The sequence below is a fragment of the Synechococcus sp. N32 genome, from assembly GCF_900473895.1.
Classification (GTDB): Bacteria; Cyanobacteriota; Cyanobacteriia; order PCC-6307; family Cyanobiaceae; genus Parasynechococcus.
In genome coordinates this window covers 48,014-66,826 of sequence record NZ_UCND01000008.1, presented here as the reverse complement: position 1 = coordinate 66,826, position 18,813 = coordinate 48,014, and the positions used below count along the sequence as shown (strand labels likewise).

Annotated in this window: 17 protein-coding genes; 15 read left to right on the top strand and 2 right to left on the bottom strand. The window is 63.2% G+C overall.

Annotated elements, in window-relative coordinates:
• Positions 1 to 32: 32 nt before the first annotated feature.
• The 12 genes from rpoB (at position 33) to DXY35_RS02540 (ending at position 15,689) form a co-directional block, all read left to right on the top strand.
• Positions 33 to 3,326, top strand: coding sequence for a DNA-directed RNA polymerase subunit beta (gene rpoB / locus DXY35_RS02590; protein WP_038553495.1), 3,294 nt, complete (start codon positions 33 to 35; stop codon positions 3,324 to 3,326).
• A gap of 48 nt (positions 3,327 to 3,374) precedes the next feature.
• Positions 3,375 to 5,279 (top strand): DNA-directed RNA polymerase subunit gamma, encoded by a 1,905-nt coding sequence (locus tag DXY35_RS02585; protein ID WP_115080893.1) that lies wholly within the window; start codon positions 3,375 to 3,377, stop codon positions 5,277 to 5,279.
• A gap of 47 nt (positions 5,280 to 5,326) precedes the next feature.
• Entirely contained in the window at positions 5,327 to 9,415 is a 4,089-nt protein-coding gene (locus tag DXY35_RS02580; protein WP_115080891.1) for a DNA-directed RNA polymerase subunit beta', read from the top strand.
• 35 nt (positions 9,416 to 9,450) lie between these two features.
• Positions 9,451 to 9,603, top strand: a complete 153-nt coding sequence (locus tag DXY35_RS02575) for a hypothetical protein (RefSeq protein WP_006850847.1) — start codon at positions 9,451 to 9,453, stop codon at positions 9,601 to 9,603.
• Entirely contained in the window at positions 9,600 to 10,658 is a 1,059-nt protein-coding gene (rlmN, locus tag DXY35_RS02570) for a 23S rRNA (adenine(2503)-C(2))-methyltransferase RlmN (RefSeq protein ID WP_115080889.1), read from the top strand. The genes DXY35_RS02575 and rlmN overlap by 4 nt, the downstream gene beginning before the upstream one ends.
• A 54-nt stretch (positions 10,659 to 10,712) precedes the next feature.
• Positions 10,713 to 12,467: a sodium:solute symporter family protein gene (locus tag DXY35_RS02565; protein WP_115080887.1), complete on the top strand. Its 1,755-nt coding sequence runs from the start codon at positions 10,713 to 10,715 to the stop codon at positions 12,465 to 12,467.
• Between the two features lie 30 nt (positions 12,468 to 12,497).
• Complete coding sequence (locus DXY35_RS13155) at positions 12,498 to 12,623, top strand: hypothetical protein (RefSeq protein WP_006850786.1); 126 nt, start codon at positions 12,498 to 12,500, stop codon at positions 12,621 to 12,623.
• A gap of 30 nt (positions 12,624 to 12,653) precedes the next feature.
• On the top strand, positions 12,654 to 13,466 hold the full coding sequence (locus DXY35_RS02560; protein WP_115080885.1) for a HEAT repeat domain-containing protein: 813 nt from the start codon (positions 12,654 to 12,656) through the stop codon (positions 13,464 to 13,466).
• A 74-nt stretch (positions 13,467 to 13,540) separates the two neighbouring features.
• Positions 13,541 to 13,744 (top strand): DUF2997 domain-containing protein, encoded by a 204-nt coding sequence (locus tag DXY35_RS02555; protein ID WP_115080884.1) that lies wholly within the window; start codon positions 13,541 to 13,543, stop codon positions 13,742 to 13,744.
• Positions 13,744 to 14,136 (top strand): DUF1257 domain-containing protein, encoded by a 393-nt coding sequence (locus DXY35_RS02550; RefSeq protein ID WP_115080882.1) that lies wholly within the window; start codon positions 13,744 to 13,746, stop codon positions 14,134 to 14,136. The genes DXY35_RS02555 and DXY35_RS02550 overlap by 1 nt, the downstream gene beginning before the upstream one ends.
• Positions 14,137 to 14,139: 3 nt before the next feature.
• The gene (locus DXY35_RS02545) at positions 14,140 to 14,490 is read left to right on the top strand and encodes a ferredoxin (protein ID WP_244272378.1); all 351 of its coding nucleotides are present in this window, start codon (positions 14,140 to 14,142) and stop codon (positions 14,488 to 14,490) included.
• Positions 14,490 to 15,689 (top strand): aldo/keto reductase, encoded by a 1,200-nt coding sequence (locus DXY35_RS02540; protein ID WP_115080880.1) that lies wholly within the window; start codon positions 14,490 to 14,492, stop codon positions 15,687 to 15,689. The genes DXY35_RS02545 and DXY35_RS02540 overlap by 1 nt, the downstream gene beginning before the upstream one ends.
• A 9-nt stretch (positions 15,690 to 15,698) precedes the next feature.
• On the opposite strand, the gene rsmG is transcribed toward DXY35_RS02540, so the two are convergent.
• A complete protein-coding gene (rsmG, locus tag DXY35_RS02535) occupies positions 15,699 to 16,430 on the bottom strand; it encodes a 16S rRNA (guanine(527)-N(7))-methyltransferase RsmG (protein ID WP_115080878.1) in 732 nt (243 codons plus the stop codon).
• 25 nt (positions 16,431 to 16,455) lie between these two features.
• Between rsmG and DXY35_RS02530 the strand changes: the two genes are divergently transcribed.
• Complete coding sequence (locus DXY35_RS02530) at positions 16,456 to 16,995, top strand: J domain-containing protein (RefSeq protein ID WP_115080877.1); 540 nt, start codon at positions 16,456 to 16,458, stop codon at positions 16,993 to 16,995.
• Positions 16,937 to 17,209, top strand: a complete 273-nt coding sequence (locus DXY35_RS02525; protein ID WP_244272881.1) for a DUF3143 domain-containing protein — start codon at positions 16,937 to 16,939, stop codon at positions 17,207 to 17,209. The genes DXY35_RS02530 and DXY35_RS02525 overlap by 59 nt, the downstream gene beginning before the upstream one ends.
• An 11-nt stretch (positions 17,210 to 17,220) precedes the next feature.
• Here the strand turns inward: DXY35_RS02525 and bioA are convergent, their stop codons facing one another.
• Complete coding sequence (gene bioA, locus DXY35_RS02520) at positions 17,221 to 18,519, bottom strand: adenosylmethionine--8-amino-7-oxononanoate transaminase (RefSeq protein WP_115080875.1); 1,299 nt, start codon at positions 18,517 to 18,519, stop codon at positions 17,221 to 17,223.
• A gap of 16 nt (positions 18,520 to 18,535) precedes the next feature.
• Between bioA and DXY35_RS02515 the strand changes: the two genes are divergently transcribed.
• Positions 18,536 to 18,811, top strand: coding sequence for a hypothetical protein (locus DXY35_RS02515; RefSeq protein ID WP_371681723.1), 276 nt, complete (start codon positions 18,536 to 18,538; stop codon positions 18,809 to 18,811).
• Positions 18,812 to 18,813 lie beyond the last annotated feature (2 nt).

Here is an 18,813-nt window from a genome sequence, read left to right as displayed (position 1 = left end):
CCAGTCCCTTCGTCCTCTCTGCCGGTCCCCGCATGAGCAGCAGCGCGATTCAGGTCGCCAAGACCGCCACCTACCTCCCTGATCTGGTGGAGGTGCAGCGGGCCAGCTTTAAGTGGTTTTTGGATCAAGGTCTGATCGAGGAGCTGGAAAGCTTCTCTCCGATCACGGATTACACCGGCAAGCTGGAGCTGCACTTCATCGGTAGCGAGTACCGCCTGAAGCGCCCCCGCCACGATGTGGAAGAGGCCAAGCGCCGTGATGCGACCTTCGCGTCACAGATGTATGTGACCTGCCGCCTGGTCAACAAGGAGACCGGTGAGATCAAGGAGCAGGAGGTCTTCATCGGCGAACTGCCGCTGATGACCGAGCGCGGCACGTTCATCATCAACGGCGCTGAGCGCGTGATCGTGAACCAGATCGTGCGCAGCCCCGGTGTCTATTTCAAAGATGAAATGGACAAGAACGGCCGGCGCACCTACAACGCCAGCGTCATCCCCAACCGGGGTGCCTGGCTGAAGTTTGAGACAGATAAGAACGACTTGCTCCACGTTCGTGTGGACAAGACCCGCAAGATCAACGCGCACGTGCTCATGCGTGCCATGGGTCTGTCTGACAACGACGTGCTCGACAAGCTGCGTCACCCCGAGTTCTACAAGAAGTCGATTGATGCCGCCAACGACGAGGGCATCAGTTCGGAAGACCAAGCGCTGCTTGAGCTCTACAAGAAACTCCGTCCGGGTGAGCCTCCCTCAGTGAGTGGCGGTCAGCAGCTGCTGCAGACCCGTTTCTTCGATCCCAAGCGCTACGACCTCGGTCGGGTCGGCCGCTACAAGATCAACAAGAAGCTGCGCCTCACCATCCCCGACACGGTGCGCACCCTCACCCATGAGGACGTGCTCTCCACCCTCGATTACCTGATCAACCTGGAACTGGATGTCGGCGGCGCCAGCCTCGACGACATCGATCACCTCGGCAACCGCCGCGTGCGTTCCGTGGGCGAACTCCTGCAGAACCAGGTTCGGGTGGGTCTGAACCGTCTTGAGCGGATCATCAAGGAACGGATGACCGTCGGCGAAACCGATTCGCTGACCCCGGCCCAGTTGGTGAACCCCAAGCCCCTGGTGGCGGCGATCAAGGAGTTCTTCGGCTCCAGCCAGCTGAGCCAGTTCATGGACCAGACCAACCCTCTGGCTGAGCTCACCCACAAGCGCCGCATCTCGGCCCTTGGACCCGGCGGTCTCACCCGTGAGCGTGCCGGCTTCGCCGTCCGCGACATTCACCCCTCTCACTACGGCCGTCTCTGCCCGATTGAGACGCCGGAAGGCCCCAACGCCGGTCTGATCAACTCCCTGGCCACCCACGCCCGGGTCAACGAGTACGGCTTCATCGAAACGCCGTTCTGGAAGGTGGAGAACGGTGTCGTTCTGAAGGATGGCGATCCGATCTACCTGTCTGCCGACCGCGAAGACGAAGTGCGCGTCGCCCCTGGTGACGTGGCCACCGAGGACGACGGCCGGATCTCGGCGGATCTGATTCCTGTGCGTTATCGCCAGGACTTCGAGAAGGTCCCCCCTGAGCAGGTCGACTACGTCGCCCTTTCACCGGTGCAGGTGATCTCAGTGGCAACGTCCCTGATTCCCTTCCTGGAGCACGACGACGCCAACCGCGCCCTGATGGGCTCCAACATGCAGCGTCAGGCTGTGCCGTTGCTGCGTCCTGAGCGTGCCCTGGTGGGAACCGGCCTGGAAACCCAGGTGGCCCGCGACTCCGGCATGGTGCCGATCTCCCGGGTGAATGGCACCGTCACCTATGTGGATGCCAACGCCATCGTTGTTCAGGACGAGGACGGCAACGACCACACCCACTTCCTGCAGAAGTATCAGCGCTCCAACCAGGACACCTGCCTGAACCAGCGCCCGATCGTCCGCTGCGGTGATCCGGTGATTGTCGGCCAGGTGATGGCGGATGGTTCCGCCTGTGAAGGCGGTGAGATCGCCCTGGGTCAGAACGTTCTGATCGCTTACATGCCCTGGGAGGGTTACAACTACGAGGACGCGCTGCTGGTCAGCGAGCGTCTGGTCACCGACGACCTCTACACCTCGGTTCACATCGAGAAGTACGAGATCGAAGCGCGTCAGACCAAGCTTGGACCTGAGGAGATCACCCGCGAAATTCCCAACGTCGCTGAGGAAAGCCTTGGCAACCTCGACGAGATGGGCATCATCCGCGTGGGCGCTTTCGTTGAAAGCGGCGACATCCTCGTGGGCAAGGTGACGCCCAAGGGTGAATCCGATCAGCCGCCGGAAGAGAAGCTGCTGCGCGCGATCTTCGGTGAGAAGGCGCGCGACGTGCGCGACAACTCCCTGCGGGTGCCCGGCACCGAGCGTGGCCGCGTTGTGGATGTGCGCATCTACACCCGTGAACAGGGTGATGAGCTGCCCCCCGGCGCCAACATGGTGGTGCGGGTGTATGTGGCCCAGCGCCGCAAGATCCAGGTCGGCGACAAGATGGCTGGCCGCCACGGCAACAAGGGCATCATCAGCCGCATCCTTCCTCGGGAGGACATGCCCTATCTGCCCGACGGCACCCCGGTCGACATCGTGCTCAACCCCCTGGGTGTGCCGAGCCGGATGAATGTGGGTCAGGTGTTCGAGCTGCTGATGGGTTGGGCCGCGTCCAACCTGGATTGCCGCGTGCGCATCGTTCCCTTCGATGAGATGCACGGTGCTGAGAAGTCCCAGCAGACCGTCGAGACCTTCCTCAAGGAAGCCGCCAAGCAGCCCGGAAAGGGTTGGGTGTACGACCCTGAGGATCCCGGCAAGCTGCAGCTGCGGGATGGCCGCACCGGTCTGCCCTTCGACCAGCCCGTGGCCGTGGGTTACTCCCACTTCCTCAAGCTGGTTCACCTGGTGGACGACAAGATTCATGCACGGTCCACCGGCCCTTACTCCCTGGTCACCCAGCAGCCCCTGGGCGGTAAGGCACAGCAAGGTGGTCAGCGTCTGGGTGAGATGGAGGTGTGGGCCCTCGAGGCCTATGGCGCCGCATACACCCTGCAGGAACTTCTCACGGTCAAGTCCGACGACATGCAGGGCCGCAACGAGGCCCTCAACGCCATCGTCAAGGGCAAGCCGATTCCCCGCCCGGGTACACCGGAATCCTTCAAGGTGCTGATGCGCGAGCTTCAGTCCCTGGGTCTGGACATCGCCGTCTACACCGACGAAGGCAAGGAAGTGGATCTGATGCAGGACGTGAACCCACGTCGCAGCACCCCCAGCAGGCCCACCTACGAATCCCTCGGCGTCGCGGATTACGACGAGGACTGACGGATCAACGAACGAACCGATTCCCCGCTCCTTCTTCCTTAACCGTCAATGACCAACAGCAACCTCCGCACCGAGAACCACTTCGATTACGTCAAGATCACCCTCGCCTCACCCGATCGGGTGATGGAGTGGGGACAGCGCACCCTGCCCAACGGCCAGGTGGTCGGTGAGGTCACCAAGCCGGAGACCATCAACTACCGCACCCTCAAGCCCGAGATGGACGGGCTGTTCTGCGAAAAGATCTTTGGCCCGTCCAAAGACTGGGAATGCCACTGCGGCAAGTACAAGCGGGTGCGTCATCGGGGCATCGTTTGTGAACGCTGCGGTGTGGAGGTCACCGAGAGCCGCGTGCGTCGTCACCGCATGGGCTTCATCAAGCTGGCGGCCCCCGTCTCCCACGTCTGGTACCTGAAGGGGATCCCCAGCTACGTGGCCATCCTGCTGGACATGCCCCTGCGGGATGTGGAGCAGATCGTCTACTTCAACTGCTACGTGGTGCTGGATCCCGGCGACCACAAGGACCTGAAGTACAAGCAGCTGCTCACCGAAGACGAGTGGCTGGAAATTGAGGACGAGATCTACGCCGAAGATTCCGAGATCGAGAACGAGCCCGTGGTGGGCATCGGTGCCGAGGCCCTCAAGCAACTGCTGGAAGACCTCACCCTCGATGAAGTGGCTGAGCAGCTGCGGGAGGAGATCAACGGCAGCAAGGGTCAGAAGCGCGCCAAGTTGATCAAGCGTCTGCGCGTGATCGACAACTTCATCGCCACCAACGCTCGTCCCGAGTGGATGGTGCTCGATGTGATCCCGGTGATTCCGCCCGACCTGCGCCCGATGGTGCAGCTCGATGGTGGTCGCTTCGCCACCAGCGATCTCAACGATCTCTACCGGCGGGTGATCAACCGCAACAACCGTTTGGCGAGGCTCCAGGAAATCCTGGCCCCTGAAATCATCGTCCGCAACGAGAAGCGGATGCTGCAGGAGGCCGTCGACGCCCTGATCGACAACGGCCGTCGCGGTCGCACCGTCGTGGGTGCCAACAACCGTCCGCTCAAATCACTGAGCGACATCATTGAAGGCAAGCAGGGCCGCTTCCGTCAGAACCTCCTGGGTAAGCGGGTTGACTACTCCGGTCGTTCCGTGATCGTGGTGGGTCCGAAGCTGAAGATGCACCAGTGCGGTCTGCCCAAGGAGATGGCGATCGAGCTGTTCCAGCCCTTCGTGATCCACCGCCTGATCCGCCAGAACATCGTTAACAACATCAAGGCGGCCAAGAAGCTGATTCAGCGGGCCGACGATGAAGTGATGCAGGTGCTGCAAGAGGTGATCGACGGTCACCCGATCCTGCTGAACCGTGCTCCAACCCTGCACCGTCTCGGCATTCAGGCCTTCGAACCCAAGCTGGTGGATGGGCGTGCCATTCAGCTGCACCCCCTCGTCTGCCCAGCCTTCAACGCTGACTTTGACGGTGACCAGATGGCCGTTCACGTGCCCCTGGCCATCGAGGCGCAGACCGAGGCCCGCATGCTGATGCTGGCCAGCAACAACATCCTGTCGCCTGCGACCGGTGAGCCGATCATCACCCCGTCTCAGGACATGGTGCTCGGCTCTTACTACCTGACGGCGCTGCAACCCGGTGTCTCCAAGCCCGACTTCGGCGATCGCAGCTGCACGTTCGCGGGTCTGGAGGATGTCATTCACGCCTTTGAAGACAACCGGATCGGTCTGCACGACTGGGTGTGGGTCCGCTTCAACGGTGAAGTTCAGGATGATGAAGAGCTGGATGCGCCCAGCAAGAGCGAATCCCTCAGCGATGGCACGCGCATCGAAGAGTGGAGCTACCGCCGCGACCGTTTCGATGAAGACGGTGCCCTGATCAGCCGCTACATCCTCACCACTGTGGGCCGCGTGGTGATGAATCACACGATCATCGACGCGGTGGCCGCCGCCTGAATCAAGCCAGACGTCCTTCCTCCTTAACTCCTGATCCGCGCGCAGCCATGACCTCGTCCTCGAAATCCCGCAAGTCCAAATCCAGCAAGGCCTCCAAGGCCGCCAAAGAGGCTCCCGTGAGCGCATCGCGTCCGCTCTCGAAGACCCCACCGCCGTTCCGCAACCAGGTCATCGACAAGCGGGCCCTCAAGCAGCTCGTCGCCTGGTCCTACAAGAACCACGGCACGGCGGTGACGTCGGCCATGGCCGACAACCTCAAGGATCTCGGCTTCAAGTACGCCACCCAGGCGGCTGTTTCGATCTCTGTCGACGACCTCAAGGTGCCCGAGGCGAAGAAGGATCTGCTGGGCCAGGCCGAGGAACAGATCACGGCCACCGAAGAGCGCTATCGCCTCGGTGAAATCACTGAGGTGGAGCGCCACACCAAGGTGATCGACACCTGGACCGAGACCAACGAGCGTCTGGTGGATGCCGTCAAAAAGAACTTTGACGAGAACGCACCGCTGAACTCGGTGTGGATGATGGCCAACTCCGGTGCCCGGGGAAACATGTCCCAGGTGCGTCAGCTGGTGGGCATGCGCGGCCTGATGGCCAACCCGCAGGGTGAAATCATCGACCTTCCGATCCGCACCAACTTCCGTGAGGGTCTGACGGTCACCGAGTACGTCATCTCCTCCTATGGCGCCCGCAAGGGTCTGGTTGATACGGCGCTGCGCACCGCCGACTCCGGTTATCTCACCCGTCGTCTGGTGGACGTTGCCCAGGATGTGATCGTCCGTGAGGATGACTGCGGCACGACCCGCCACATCGTGGTGGACGCTGAGGACGGCAAATTCGGCAGCCGGCTTGTGGGTCGCCTGACCGCCGCCCAGGTGGTGAATGCCGATGGCGAGGTGCTGGCTGAGCGCGACACCGAAATCGATCCGCCGCTGTCCAAGTCCTTCGAGGCCGCTGGCGTCAAGGCCGTGAGTGTGCGTTCGCCGCTCACCTGTGAAGCCAACCGTTCCGTTTGCCGCAAGTGCTACGGCTGGGCGCTGGCCCACAACGAACTGGTCGACCTGGGTGAAGCCGTCGGCATCATCGCGGCCCAGTCGATCGGTGAGCCCGGAACCCAGCTCACCATGCGGACCTTCCACACCGGTGGTGTGTCCACCGCTGAAACCGGTGTGGTTCGCTCCAAGTTGGCTGGAACTGTCGAGTTCGGCAGCAAGGCGCGGGTGCGTCCCTACCGCACCCCCCATGGTGTGAACGCCCAACAGGCTGAGGTTGATTTCAACCTCACGATCAAGCCGTCCGGCAAGGGCAAGGCTCAGAAGATCGAGATCACCAACGGCTCCCTGTTGTTCGTCGACAACGGTGCTGACATCGACGCCGACGTCACCGTGGCGCAGATCGCCGCTGGTGCGGTCAAGAAGAGTGTGGAGAAGGCCACCAAGGATGTGATCTGCGACCTGGCTGGCCAGGTGCGCTACGAGGAGGCGATCCAGCCCCGTGAGGTCACCGACCGCCAGGGCAACATCACCCTGAAGGCCCAGCGTCTCGGCCGGATGTGGGTGCTTTCCGGTGACGTCTACAACCTGCCGCCCAACGCTCAGCCCGTGGTCAGCAGCGAGACCCAGGTCACTGAGGGTCAGGTGCTGGCCGAAGCCAGCCAGCGGAGTGAGTACGGCGGTGAAGTGCGCTTGCGCGACTCCATCGGTGATTCTCGTGAGGTGCAGATCGTCACCACGGCGATGACCCTCAAGGACTTCAAGCTGCTGGAGGAGTCCACCCACTCCGGTGAGATCTGGAACCTCGAGGCCAAAGACGGCACCCGTTACCGCCTCAACACCATCCCCGGCAGCAAGATCGGTTCCGGTGAGGTCATCGCTGAACTGGCGGATGACCGCTTCCGCACCGGCACCGGTGGTCTGGTCAAATTCGCCCCTGGTCTGGCGATCAAGAAGGCCCGTTCCGCCAAGAACGGTTACGAGGTCAACAAGGGCGGCACCCTGCTGTGGATCCCCCAGGAGACCCACGAAATCAACAAGGACATCTCCCTGTTGATGATCACCGATGGTCAGTGGATCGAGGCCGGCACCGAGGTTGTCAAAGACATCTTCAGCCAGACCGCGGGCATCGTCACCGTCACCCAGAAGAACGACATCCTGCGCGAAATCATCGTCCGCAGTGGTGAGTTCCACCTCTGCACCGATGCCAAGGCGCTGGAGCGTTTCGAGGGTGATGGCCAGATGGTCAACCCCGGCGAGGACATCGCCAAGGGGCTCTCCGTTGACACGATGAAGTACGTGCAGACGGTGGAGACCCCCGAAGGTAAGGGTCTGCTGCTGCGTCCGGTTGAGGAGTACACCATCCCCAACGAGGCCCAGCTGCCTGAGCTGTCCCACGTGAAGCAGGCCAATGGCCCTCACCTCGGCATCAAGGCCACCCAGCGTCTGGCGTTCAAGGACAACGAACTGATCAAGTCCGTTGAAGGTGTGGAGCTGCTCAAGACCCAGCTGCTGCTCGAGACCTTCGACACCACCCCGCAGATGACGGTGGATGTGGAGAAGGCTCCCGACAAGCGGGCCAAGACCATTTCCCGTCTGCGCCTCGTGATCCTCGAGTCGATCCTGGTGCGTCGCGACACCATGTCCGACTCCAGCCACGGCTCAACCCACACCGAGCTGCAGGTCGAAGATGGCGTGTCAGTGAAGGCTGGCGATGTCGTCGCCACCACGCAGATCCTCTGCAAGCAGGCCGGTCTGGCGCAGTTGCCCGAAGCCACGGAAGCCGACCCTGTGCGTCGGATGATCGTGGAACGCCCCGAAGACACCACCACCCTGAGCACCTCCGGCAAGCCGGTGGTGAGCGTCGGTCAGCGGATTGTCGATGGCGATGCCCTTGCCGAGGGCGAAACCGCCACCTGCTGTGGTGAGATCGAGGCCGTCAGCGGCAACAGCGTCACCCTGCGTCTGGGACGTCCCTACATGGTGTCGCCCGACTCCGTCCTGCACGTGCGTGATGGAGATCTGGTGCAGCGGGGGGATGGCCTGGCCCTGCTGGTGTTTGAACGCCAGAAGACCGGTGACATCGTTCAGGGTCTGCCCCGAATCGAGGAACTGCTGGAGGCCCGACGCCCCCGTGAATCCGCGATTCTCTGCAAGAAGCCCGGCACCGTTGAGATCAAGCAGGGTGAAGACGACGAGTCCCTCGCCGTCAACGTGATCGAATCCGATGACGCCATCGGTGAATATCCGATTCTGCTCGGCCGCAACATCATGGTGAGCGATGGCCAACAGGTCACCGCTGGTGAATTGCTGACCGATGGCCCGATCAACCCCCACGAGTTGCTCGAGTGCTACTTCGAAGATCTGCGCAGCCGCAAGCCGCTGATGGAGGCCGCTCAGGAGGCGATCGCCAACCTGCAGCACCGTCTGGTGACTGAGGTTCAGAACGTCTACAAGTCCCAGGGCGTCTCGATTGACGACAAGCACATCGAGGTGATCGTCCGTCAGATGACCAGCAAGGTGCGGGTCGAAGATGCCGGTGACACCACCCTGTTGCCCGGTGAGCTGATCGAACTGCGTCAGGTGGAAGACACCAACCAGGCCATGGCGATCACCGGTGGCGCTCCCGCCGAGTTCACCCCGGTTCTGCTGGGTATCACCAAGGCGTCGCTCAACACCGACAGCTTCATCTCCGCCGCCTCCTTCCAGGAGACGACCCGGGTGCTCACCGAAGCCGCCATCGAGGGCAAGAGCGACTGGCTGCGCGGTCTCAAGGAGAACGTGATCATCGGTCGCCTGATTCCTGCAGGTACCGGCTTCAGCGGCTTCGAAGAAGAGCTGCAGAAGGAGGCTGGCCCCCACCCCGACATCCTTTCGGAGGATCCGGCTGGCTACCGCCGCATGCAGAACCTGCGTCCCGACTACACCGTCGACATGCCCCCTGCCGCCAGCGCCAGCGCGGTGTTGGATGACCCCAGTGACGCTGATCTCGAGGCCACCCGCACCCGCCACAACATCGACCCCTCGGCGAGCAATTTCGCCGCGTTCACCCGTCCGGACGCCGACAATGAGCTGAAGGAAGAGCAGGTGGTCGATGCTGAAGCCGTTGAGGGTCTTCAGGAAGAGGGCCTGCTCTCTGACGAATGAGCTCCGCTCAATCGTTCACCATTGCAGCCCCTTCCATGCTTGAGCCCACTGAGATCCCCAAGAGACGCCTGCCCAAATATGGGTTCCACACCCATACCGAGCGGCTGAATGGACGTCTGGCCATGCTTGGCTTCATCGCCCTAATGGCGGTGGAGATCAAGCTTGGCCATGGTCTGCTGATCTGGTGACCCAGGCTCTGCTGGGTCGCAGCGCGGCCGAGCTGCAGGACTGGGCCGTCGCCCAGGGGCAAAAGCCGTTCCGCGGCCGTCAGCTCCACGACTGGATCTATGCCAAGGGGGCTCGATCCCTGGCCGACATCACGGTCTTCCCCAAGACCTGGCGTGCCGCCTTGTTGGAGGACGGTATTGATGTGGGCCGGCTGAAGGAAGTGCATCGTTCGGTGGCCACGGATGCCACCACCAAATTGCTGCTCTCCACCGAGGACGGCGAAACCATCGAAACGGTCGGGATTCCCACCGACCAACGGCTCACCGTCTGTGTGTCCAGCCAGGTGGGTTGTCCCATGGCCTGCCGCTTCTGTGCCACCGGCAAAGGGGGGTTGCAGCGTTCACTTCAGACCCACGAAATCGTGGATCAGGTGCTGAGTGTGCGTGAGGCGATGGACCGTCGTCCTTCCCACATCGTGTTCATGGGCATGGGCGAGCCCTTGCTCAACAGCAGCGCTGTGCTGGAGGCGATCCGCTGCCTCAATGATGATCTCGGCATCGGCCAACGGCGCATCACCGTCAGCACGGTGGGTGTTCCGAAAACCTTGCCGCAACTCGCGGAACTGGCCATGCAGCGGCTGGGCCGCGCCCAGTTCACCCTTGCGGTGAGCCTCCATGCCCCCAACCAGCGGCTGCGCGAGGAGCTGATTCCCACAGCCCATGCCTACCCCTATGACGCCTTGCTCGAGGATTGCCGTCACTATCTGGATGTGACCGGTCGGCGGGTTAGTTTTGAGTACATCTTGCTCGGTGAACTCAACGATCAGCCCGAGCACGCCGCAGAGCTTGCGGATCGCGTTGGTGGTTTCCAGAGCCACGTGAACCTGATCGCCTACAACCCGATTGAGGAGGAAGAGTTCAAACGACCAACGCCGCAGCGGATCGAGGCGTTTCGTCGTGTGTTGGAGCGGCGCGGTGTTGCCGTGAGCCTCAGGGCCAGCCGGGGGCTCGATCAAAATGCGGCCTGCGGTCAGCTCCGGCGTCAGCAGATGGCCCCCAATTCATCCGGGAGCTGAAGGGTGGGCTGATGCCCTGTACCTCAGCAGACTGCTGAGGTACAGGGTCTGCGCATGACAGCGATCGATTGGCTGCTTCTCGCTGCTTACCTCGTTCTCACCCTGGTGTTGGGGTTGTGGCTGGCCCGCCGCAACAGCGGCGAGGCGGATTATTTCGTGGCTGGACGTCGTCTGAACGGCTGGTTGGCTGGCGCCTCGATGGCGGCCACCACCTTCTCCATCGATACGCCGCTTTACGTCGCCGGCTTGGTGGGTGCCCGCGGCCTGGCGGGCAACTGGGAGTGGTGGAGCTTTGGTTTGGCCCATGTGGCCATGGCCGTTGTCTTCGCACCCCTCTGGCGCCGCAGCGGTGTGCTCACCGACGCCGCCTTCACCGAACTGCGCTACGGCGGAGCGGCGGCGGCTTGGTTGCGAGGCATCAAGGCTTTCCTGCTGGCTGTGCCGGTGAACTGCATCGGCATCGGCTATGCCTTCCTCGCCCTCCGCAAGGTGGTGGAAGCGCTGGGGCTGGTGTCGGGTCAACCCGCAGCACTGGGACTGACGGACACGGTCTGGCTCTTGATGGTCGTGGCCCTGCTTGTGATGAGTTACACCGTGGCCGGTGGGCTCTGGGCCGTCGTGGTCACCGATCTGGTCCAGCTCGTGCTGGCATTGGCGGGTGCCCTGGCCGTGGCCGCGGCTGCCCTCCATGCCGCAGGAGGGATGACAGCGCTGTTGGAACAACTGCAGGCACTGCAGCGGCCGGAGCTGCTGTCCCTGGTGCCCTGGACCTGGGATGACGCGGGCTTCCACTGGTTGCAGGGCAGTGGCATCAGCATCCCGATGTTCACGGCCTACATCGCTGTGCAGTGGTGGAGTTTCCGCCGCAGTGATGGGGGTGGCGAGTTCATCCAGCGCATGCTGGCCACCCGCGATGAGCAGCAGGCGCGGCTGGCGGGTTGGGTGTTTCTGGTGGTGAATTACCTGGTGCGCAGCTGGCTCTGGATCGTGGTCGCGTTGGCGGCCCTGGTGCTGTTGCCGGCCGGTGCTGATCTTGAGCTCGGCTATCCCGCCCTGGCCGTGCAACTGCTGCCCCCGGTGGCGCTCGGCCTGGTGGTGATCTCTCTGGTGGCGGCGTTCATGAGCACCGTGAGCACTTCGGTGAACTGGGGAGCCAGCTACCTCACCCACGACCTCTATCAGCGCTTTGTTCGCCCCTCTGCCGGTTCGCGGGAGCTGTTGCTGGTGGGACAACTCACCACGGTTTTGCTGCTCGTTCTTGGGGTGATCACCGCTTTGATCAGCGACAGCATCGGCACGGTGTTTCGGCTGGTGATCGCGATCGGGTCAGGCCCCGGTGTGGTTCTGGTGCTGCGCTGGTTCTGGTGGCGCGTGAATGCCGCCGCGGAGCTGTCGGCGATGCTTTGCGGCTTTTTCGTTGGGGTGTTCACCTCGGTGGTGCCCCTGGTTCGGATTGAGGATTACGGGGTTCGCATTGCGGTGATCACCGGCCTTTCCGCTGTGGTCTGGTTGGCGGTGATGCTTTGCACACCGCCGGAATCGGACGCTGTTTTGGAGCGGTTTGTGCGGACGGTGCGTCCTCCGGGCCCCGGTTGGTCACGCCTGCGCCAGCGCTTCGGCGTCATGCCGATGGAGTCGTTGCCCGCCATGCTGCGTCGCTTCGTGCTGGCCTGTGGTGTGTTGTTTGGCGGCCTGCTCGGCACCGGAGGCTTCCTGTTGCATCAACAGTGGAGTGGCTGGATCGGTCTGTCGGTGCTGATCCTCTCGATCTGGCAGCTGCGGCGGCGTGTCGCTGCCCTGCCCTCTTGAGCAGAATGGCGCCTTGATTGGCGTGTTCCGGTGTCGTTTTTTCGTTCCACCCTTCTGCCGGCTCTGATTGTTCTTCTGTTTGTCCTGGCGTTGTTCGCTGTGAGTGCCCGCATCTGGCTTCCCGGTGACATGCTGGCTCCAGCTCCCATGGGTTGAGCCCTGGAATGGCTCCCGTAGCATCCCCGCATGACTGACGACCGCAGCCAACAGAAGGACCAGGGGCTGTCCAGCCTGTCTGTGGATCCTGATCTGCTGGCGCGTGAGCTGGCGGCGGAAGACGACGTTGATCCGCTTGATGCGATCCAGCTCGATGACGCCGAGCAGGATTCCTCTCTGAAGATTGCCCGGGCCTGTGACCAGGGTTTGATCTGGTTGCGTGGCAACCATGGAGAGCGGCTTCAGGGCCTGCAGGTGTTCTGTGAACACCGTGATCCCCGGTCGATTGCCCTGCTGCTGCCCTTGCTCCAGAACTCTTGTCCTGTGGAGCGGATGAGTGCCGTTTACGCCTTGGGCCGCAATCCATCGCCGCCGGCTGTTGAGCCTCTGTTGCAGCTGCTGCAGCTCGATGCCAATGCCTACGTCCGCAAGGCTGCGGCCTGGAGCCTGGGCAATTTCCCCGATGCTCCGGTGCTCAATCCTTTGATCCGGGCGCTGCAGACGGATGTCGCAGCGGTGCGCCTCTGGTGTCCAGGTTCCCTGGCGGAGGCCGGCAGCCGTTCCCCGGTCAAGGCCGACCCCGCGGCGGGGCAACTGCTTGTGAGTTTGCGCATCGACAGTGAAGCGGTGGTGCGCAGCAACTGCATCTGGGCTTTGGGCCGTTTGATGGATCAGCTGGTGCAGCCGCGGCAAGCCGAGATCGTTGAGGCTTTGGTGAGTGCCCTGCTCCATGACGGAGAGATCTCCGTGCGCGATGAGGCTAGAACCGCTCTCGAGCAGCTGGAGGATCCGCTGGTGCTGGAACGCCTGCAAGCGTTGATCAACGACGGTTTCATCCTGTAACTGGGCTGTGTAACGAGAAAGGCAACATTCAGGGGTGACCCCCACTAGATTGCTGCGCACATCACGCTTCCTCGATGCCCCAGAAGTCCATTCGTTTCACCATTCGGCCTGACGGCCGTGTGGAAGAACGGGTCGAGGGTGTCGCTGGTGAAGCGTGCCAGCAGCTCACTGAAGAAGTTGAAGCTGCTCTTGGAACGGTTGAACGTCAGGAGTCCACATCCGAAGCGTTTCTGCAGCCTGAGGTCCAGTCCCAGTCTCTTCCCGCTCATTTGAACTGATGTCGCATTTCAGCACCGTCAAAACCGAACTGCGTCAGCTGGAGCCTCTGGTGAAAGCCCTGGAAGACATGGGCTATGCCCCTGATCAGGGTGAACGTCCCGTGCGCGGCTACCGCGGCCAGACCGTCACCGCTGATCTGGCCATCGCGGTGCAGGACGGTGGTGACATCGGCTTCCGCTGGAACAGCGCATCGGAGTCCTATGAGCTGGTCACCGACCTTGATCTGTGGAAGCAGCAGATTCCTGTGGAACGTTTTCTCTCCAAGCTCACCCAGCGCTACGCCCTGAACATGGTTCTGGCTGCCACCACCAAGGAGGGATTTCAGGTTGCCGAGCAGACCCAAACCGAGGATGGTTCGATCGAACTCGTGGTGACCCGCTGGGACGCCTGAATCCTGGCTGATCCTTCGTCTCACGCCTTTTCCGCCCCCGCTCGCCCGCAGGAGCAGGCCACCGGGAGGGAACCCCTGCTCGGGGGCGACATGCGTGATCAGGCTGTCTGGGTGGATGAAGCCGTCTGCATCGGCTGTCGCTACTGCGCTCACGTGGCTGCGAACACCTTTGTTGTTGAGCCGCATCTGGGACGCTCAAGGGCCATCCGACAGGACGGTGACTCCACCGAATGCATTCAGGAGGCCATCGACACCTGTCCTGTGGATTGCATTCACTGGGTTCCCTTTGAATCGTTGGAAACGTTGCGGCAAAACCTGATTCGCCAGAATCTGCAACCGCGTCCCCAGGGTTGATGGCGCTTCCCACCCGCCGATTCGGCCGCACGGAGCTTGAGATCCCCCTGTTGTCTCTCGGGGGAATGCGCTTTCAGCAGAGCTGGACCGACCTTCCTGCTGATGAGATCACGTCTGCATCGCAGACCCAGCTCGAGGCGACCCTGAAGCGCGCGGTGGATCTGGGCTTTCACCATGTGGAAACGGCGCGGCACTACGGCAGCTCCGAACGTCAGCTGGGCTGGGCCCTGCCGCGCACACCCGATCCCTCCCGTCTGCTGCAGAGCAAGGTGCCTCCCCGGCCCGATGCCGACGCCTTCGAGGCAGAACTGGAGCTCAGTTTTGAGCGGTTGGGCTGTGATCGCCTTGATTTACTGGCCATCCATGGCATCAACCTGCCGGAGCATCTTGAGCAGACCCTTCAACCCGGGGGCTGCATGGACGTGGTGCGCCGCTGGCAGGCGGAGGGCCGTATTGGTCACGTGGGTTTCTCCACCCATGGCCCCACCGCCTTGATCGCACAGGCCTGCGACTCCGGTGCCTTCGATTACGTGAATCTGCACTGGTATTACATCCGCCAGGACAACGGCCCTGCCTTGGATGCGGCCCGCCGTCAGGACATGGGGGTGTTCATCATCAGTCCCACTGACAAGGGCGGCCATCTGCACACGCCATCCCAACGGCTGTTGGAGCTGTGTGCACCGCTGCATCCCATCGTCTTCAACGACCTGTTCTGTCTCCAGGATCCGCGGGTTCACACCATCAGCGTGGGAGCAGCTCGGCCGGAGGATCTCGAGCTTCACCTGGAGGCGTTGCGCCTGCTGCCGGAGGCAGCGTCTTTGATTGCCCCGGTGGATCAGCGGCTTCGGCAGGCGGCCGATGAAGCATTGGGTCGTGACTGGATGGCCACCTGGTCCGTCGGGCTGCCGCCTTGGCATGCGACGCCTGGGGACATCAACCTGCCGGTGTTGCTTTGGCTGTACAACCTGCTGGAGGCCTGGGAACTCGAGAGTTATGCCAAGGCCCGCTATGGGTTGCTGGGCTCCGGTGGTCACTGGTTTGCCGGGGCCAATGCCGATGGCTTTGATGCGGAGGTCACTGCCGAAGAGCTGCAGAGCGTCCTGCAGGAGAGCCCGTGGCGTGAGCGCATCCCAGAGATTCTGCGCAGCCTCAAGCAGCGGCTCAAGGGCGAATCCCAGATGCGCTTGTCGAGCGTCTGAGCGTTCCTCTTAGCTCCCCAGAGGATCCCGGCTGGGTGTTCCCACGGCCCTTGGGTAGCTGCGGGGGCAGGGGCCGTTCGGTTGCACCCGCAGCAGGTGCCGCGTGCCGCGATCACCGGGCAGTTGCCGGTGCTGCACCTCGATCAGATGGCCGTTCAGCAGGCGCAGGGCCCTGTTGAACGGCACGGCATCGCTGTCCGTCCACTGGCCCCGATATAGCAGGGCCTGGCCGTCGCTCTTCAGCAAGGGCACCAGGTATTCGGCCACCACGGGAGCGGCCGCCACAGCCCGGGCCACGGCGCGATCGAAGCTGCCGCGGAAGTGGCGATCGCGCCCGGTGGTTTCGATCCGCTCGGTGCGGACCCGCACCCGATCGGCAAGGCCCAGGCTTCCTGCCATGGCCTCCACGGCGGCGGTCTTGCGTCCGACGGAATCCAGCAGGGTCACCTGTGCCTGGGGAAGGGCAATGGCGATGGCGAGGCCGGGGAAGCCTCCCCCGGTTCCCACATCAATCCAGTGCTGCGGCTCGTCTGCGGACTGGAGTTCCGCCGCCAGCGGCCAGAGGCTGTCGAACACCTGACCAATCCAGAAATCGTCGCCGTTCACCAGGCGCGTCAGGTTGACCCGCTCATTCCAGCTCTGCAGCAGGCCCTGAAGCTCCACCAGCTGGTCGCGCTGCGCCTGCGATGGCTGCCATCCCAGGGCGTCCCAGAACGCCGGTTCAGGCGCGGTGGCGGCCATGGCTGCAGCAACAACTCTTCTTAGGATGAAGGACCGGCTGTCCCCTGTGTCCGAAGCCCGCCTCAGCCATCACGAACGGCTTGGCGTGCGTCCCGGGGTTGACGCTGAAACCTTGCGCCAGGCCTTTCGACGTCAGTCCAAGGCCCTGCATCCCGACACCACGCAACTGCCGCCCGAGCAGGCCAGCATTGCGTTTCAGCAGCTCAAGGAGTCCTACGACGTTCTGCTGCGCCAGAGCCAGGCAACCCCCAGTCTTGGCGCCCAGGAGCCGTCATCGCCCCCGCCACTGCAGCGTGAGTCCCGCCTGGATGCCTGGCAGGGCATTGGTCAGCGCAGGCCCCTCTCCGGTGGGGAATGGTTCTCGCTGGTGCTGTTGAGCATCGCGCTGTTGCTCAGCTTGGTGCTGGGGTTAGGGGTGGCCCTTGCCCAGGGCCGCGACTGGCAGGTGTCGCCGAGTTGGCTGGCGGATGAGCAGACTCAGAACACATCCGTGCGTTCGCAACCTGATGGCCGCCCTGCCCCCGGAGAGCACCCCGCTGAATCAGCACTCTCTCCCGGCGCTTGAGGTTTGGCTCCAGCAGCTTGGTGCCGTCCGCATGGACGACAACCCCTGCCAGTGGATGCTCGAACGTTCTGAATGGCGAGCACTGTTGCTGCTGGAACGGGAGGACCTCAAAGTGATCTGGCACCCGGGTTCCCTGGAGGCGATGGTGCAGTGTTCGCTTCCCTATGGCCTCTCCAGGGCCGATGTCGAGGCGGCGATTCAGGCGGGGCCCTGAGCACACCAGCTTCAGAGCTGATCGAGGGCCTGTTCCAGCACCGAATAGCAGCGTTCCAGTTGGGCATCGCTGATGCAGAGCGGTGGCAGCAGATAGACCACCTGGCCCAGGGGGCGGAGGAAGACGCCGTTCTCCATCGCCAGCCGTTTCAGCTTCGGCCCCGCCGGGTTGAGGTAGCCCGAGCTCCCCTCCACAACGAGGTCGAAGCCGGCCACCGTCCCCGTCAGCCGGGGATGTTGCACCTTCCGATGGCGCGCCAACCGTTCGAGGTGCGGACGATGCCGTTGTTCGAACTGTTGAAAGGCGGCAGGGTTGCGCTCCAGCAGGTCGAGGCTGGCGTTGGCCGCGGCGCAGCCCAGCGGATTGGCGGTGAAGCTGTGGCCGTGCCAGAGGGTCAGGCAGGGGTCGTCACCGACAAAGGCTTCGAACACCGCTTCGCTGGCCATGGTCACGCCCATCGGCAGACATCCACCCGTCAAGCCTTTGGACAGGGCCATCAGATCCGGCCGTATGCCCGCCCGCCGGCTGGCGAACCAGTCGCCGCAGCGTCCGAAGCCGGTGAGCACTTCATCGGCGATCAGCAGTGCTCCAGCCTGGCGGGTGCGTGCCTCCACCTGTCGCAGAAACTCGGGCCGCACCATGGCCATGCCGCCGGCCCCCTGCAGCAGAGGCTCGAGGATCACCGCCGCCGTGGGTGTCTCCAGCATGCGCTCGAGCACCTCGAGTGCCGCCGATTCCTTGGCCTCCACGGCATCGTCGTCCCACCAGGTGGCCGGCCAGGGAACCCGGGCGACGGGAAAGAGCTTGTCTTCGAAGGGGGCGCTGAACAGGTTGCGTTCGCCGACGGCCATCGCTCCGAAGGTGTCACCGTGGTACGCCCCATCGAAGGCGACGATCTGATAGCGCGGTTGGCCCCGGTTGGCCCACCACTGGCAGGCGATCTTGAGCGCCACTTCCACCGCCGTGGAGCCGTTGTCGGAGAAGAACAGCCGTTGGAGGCCGCAGAGGCCGCTCAGGCGTACGGCCAGCTGTTCCGCCGGCTCATGGGTGAAGTCGGCAAAAATCACCTGCTCGAGGCGGGCGGCCTGATCGGCGATGGCCTTGGCCAACACCGGATGGGCATGGCCGTGAAGGGTGACCCACCAGCTGCTGATGGCATCGATCAGGGGCTCGCCGTGCTCACGGATCAGTAGGGCACCGTCTCCAGATACCACCCGTTGGGAGTTGGCTGCGCTGGCCATCTGGGTGAAGGGGGGCCACAGATTCGGATGGCGGATCGACCCCATGGCAGCAGCGGCAGCTTTTGCCATATTGAATCTGGAGCTGTTGGAGATGCCCCGGATGGCTGCCCCACGCACCCGTCGTCAATCCAAGCGTTTTGTTCCCACCACGCGGCCTGAGCCGTCGGCCAAGCGACGTCTCGTTGTCCCTGAGGGCGACTGGCAATCGATTCGCAGCGATCTCGAACTGCGGGGTTGGTCGTCGTCCCAGCTGGAGGTGATCCAGGCTGAACTCAGTCATGGCTGGCCGCTGCGGGTGGCCGTGCGCCATGCCGCGATGCGTTTGGGCACCTGCCCCACCGGTTCAAAGGCCCTGGGCTGAGT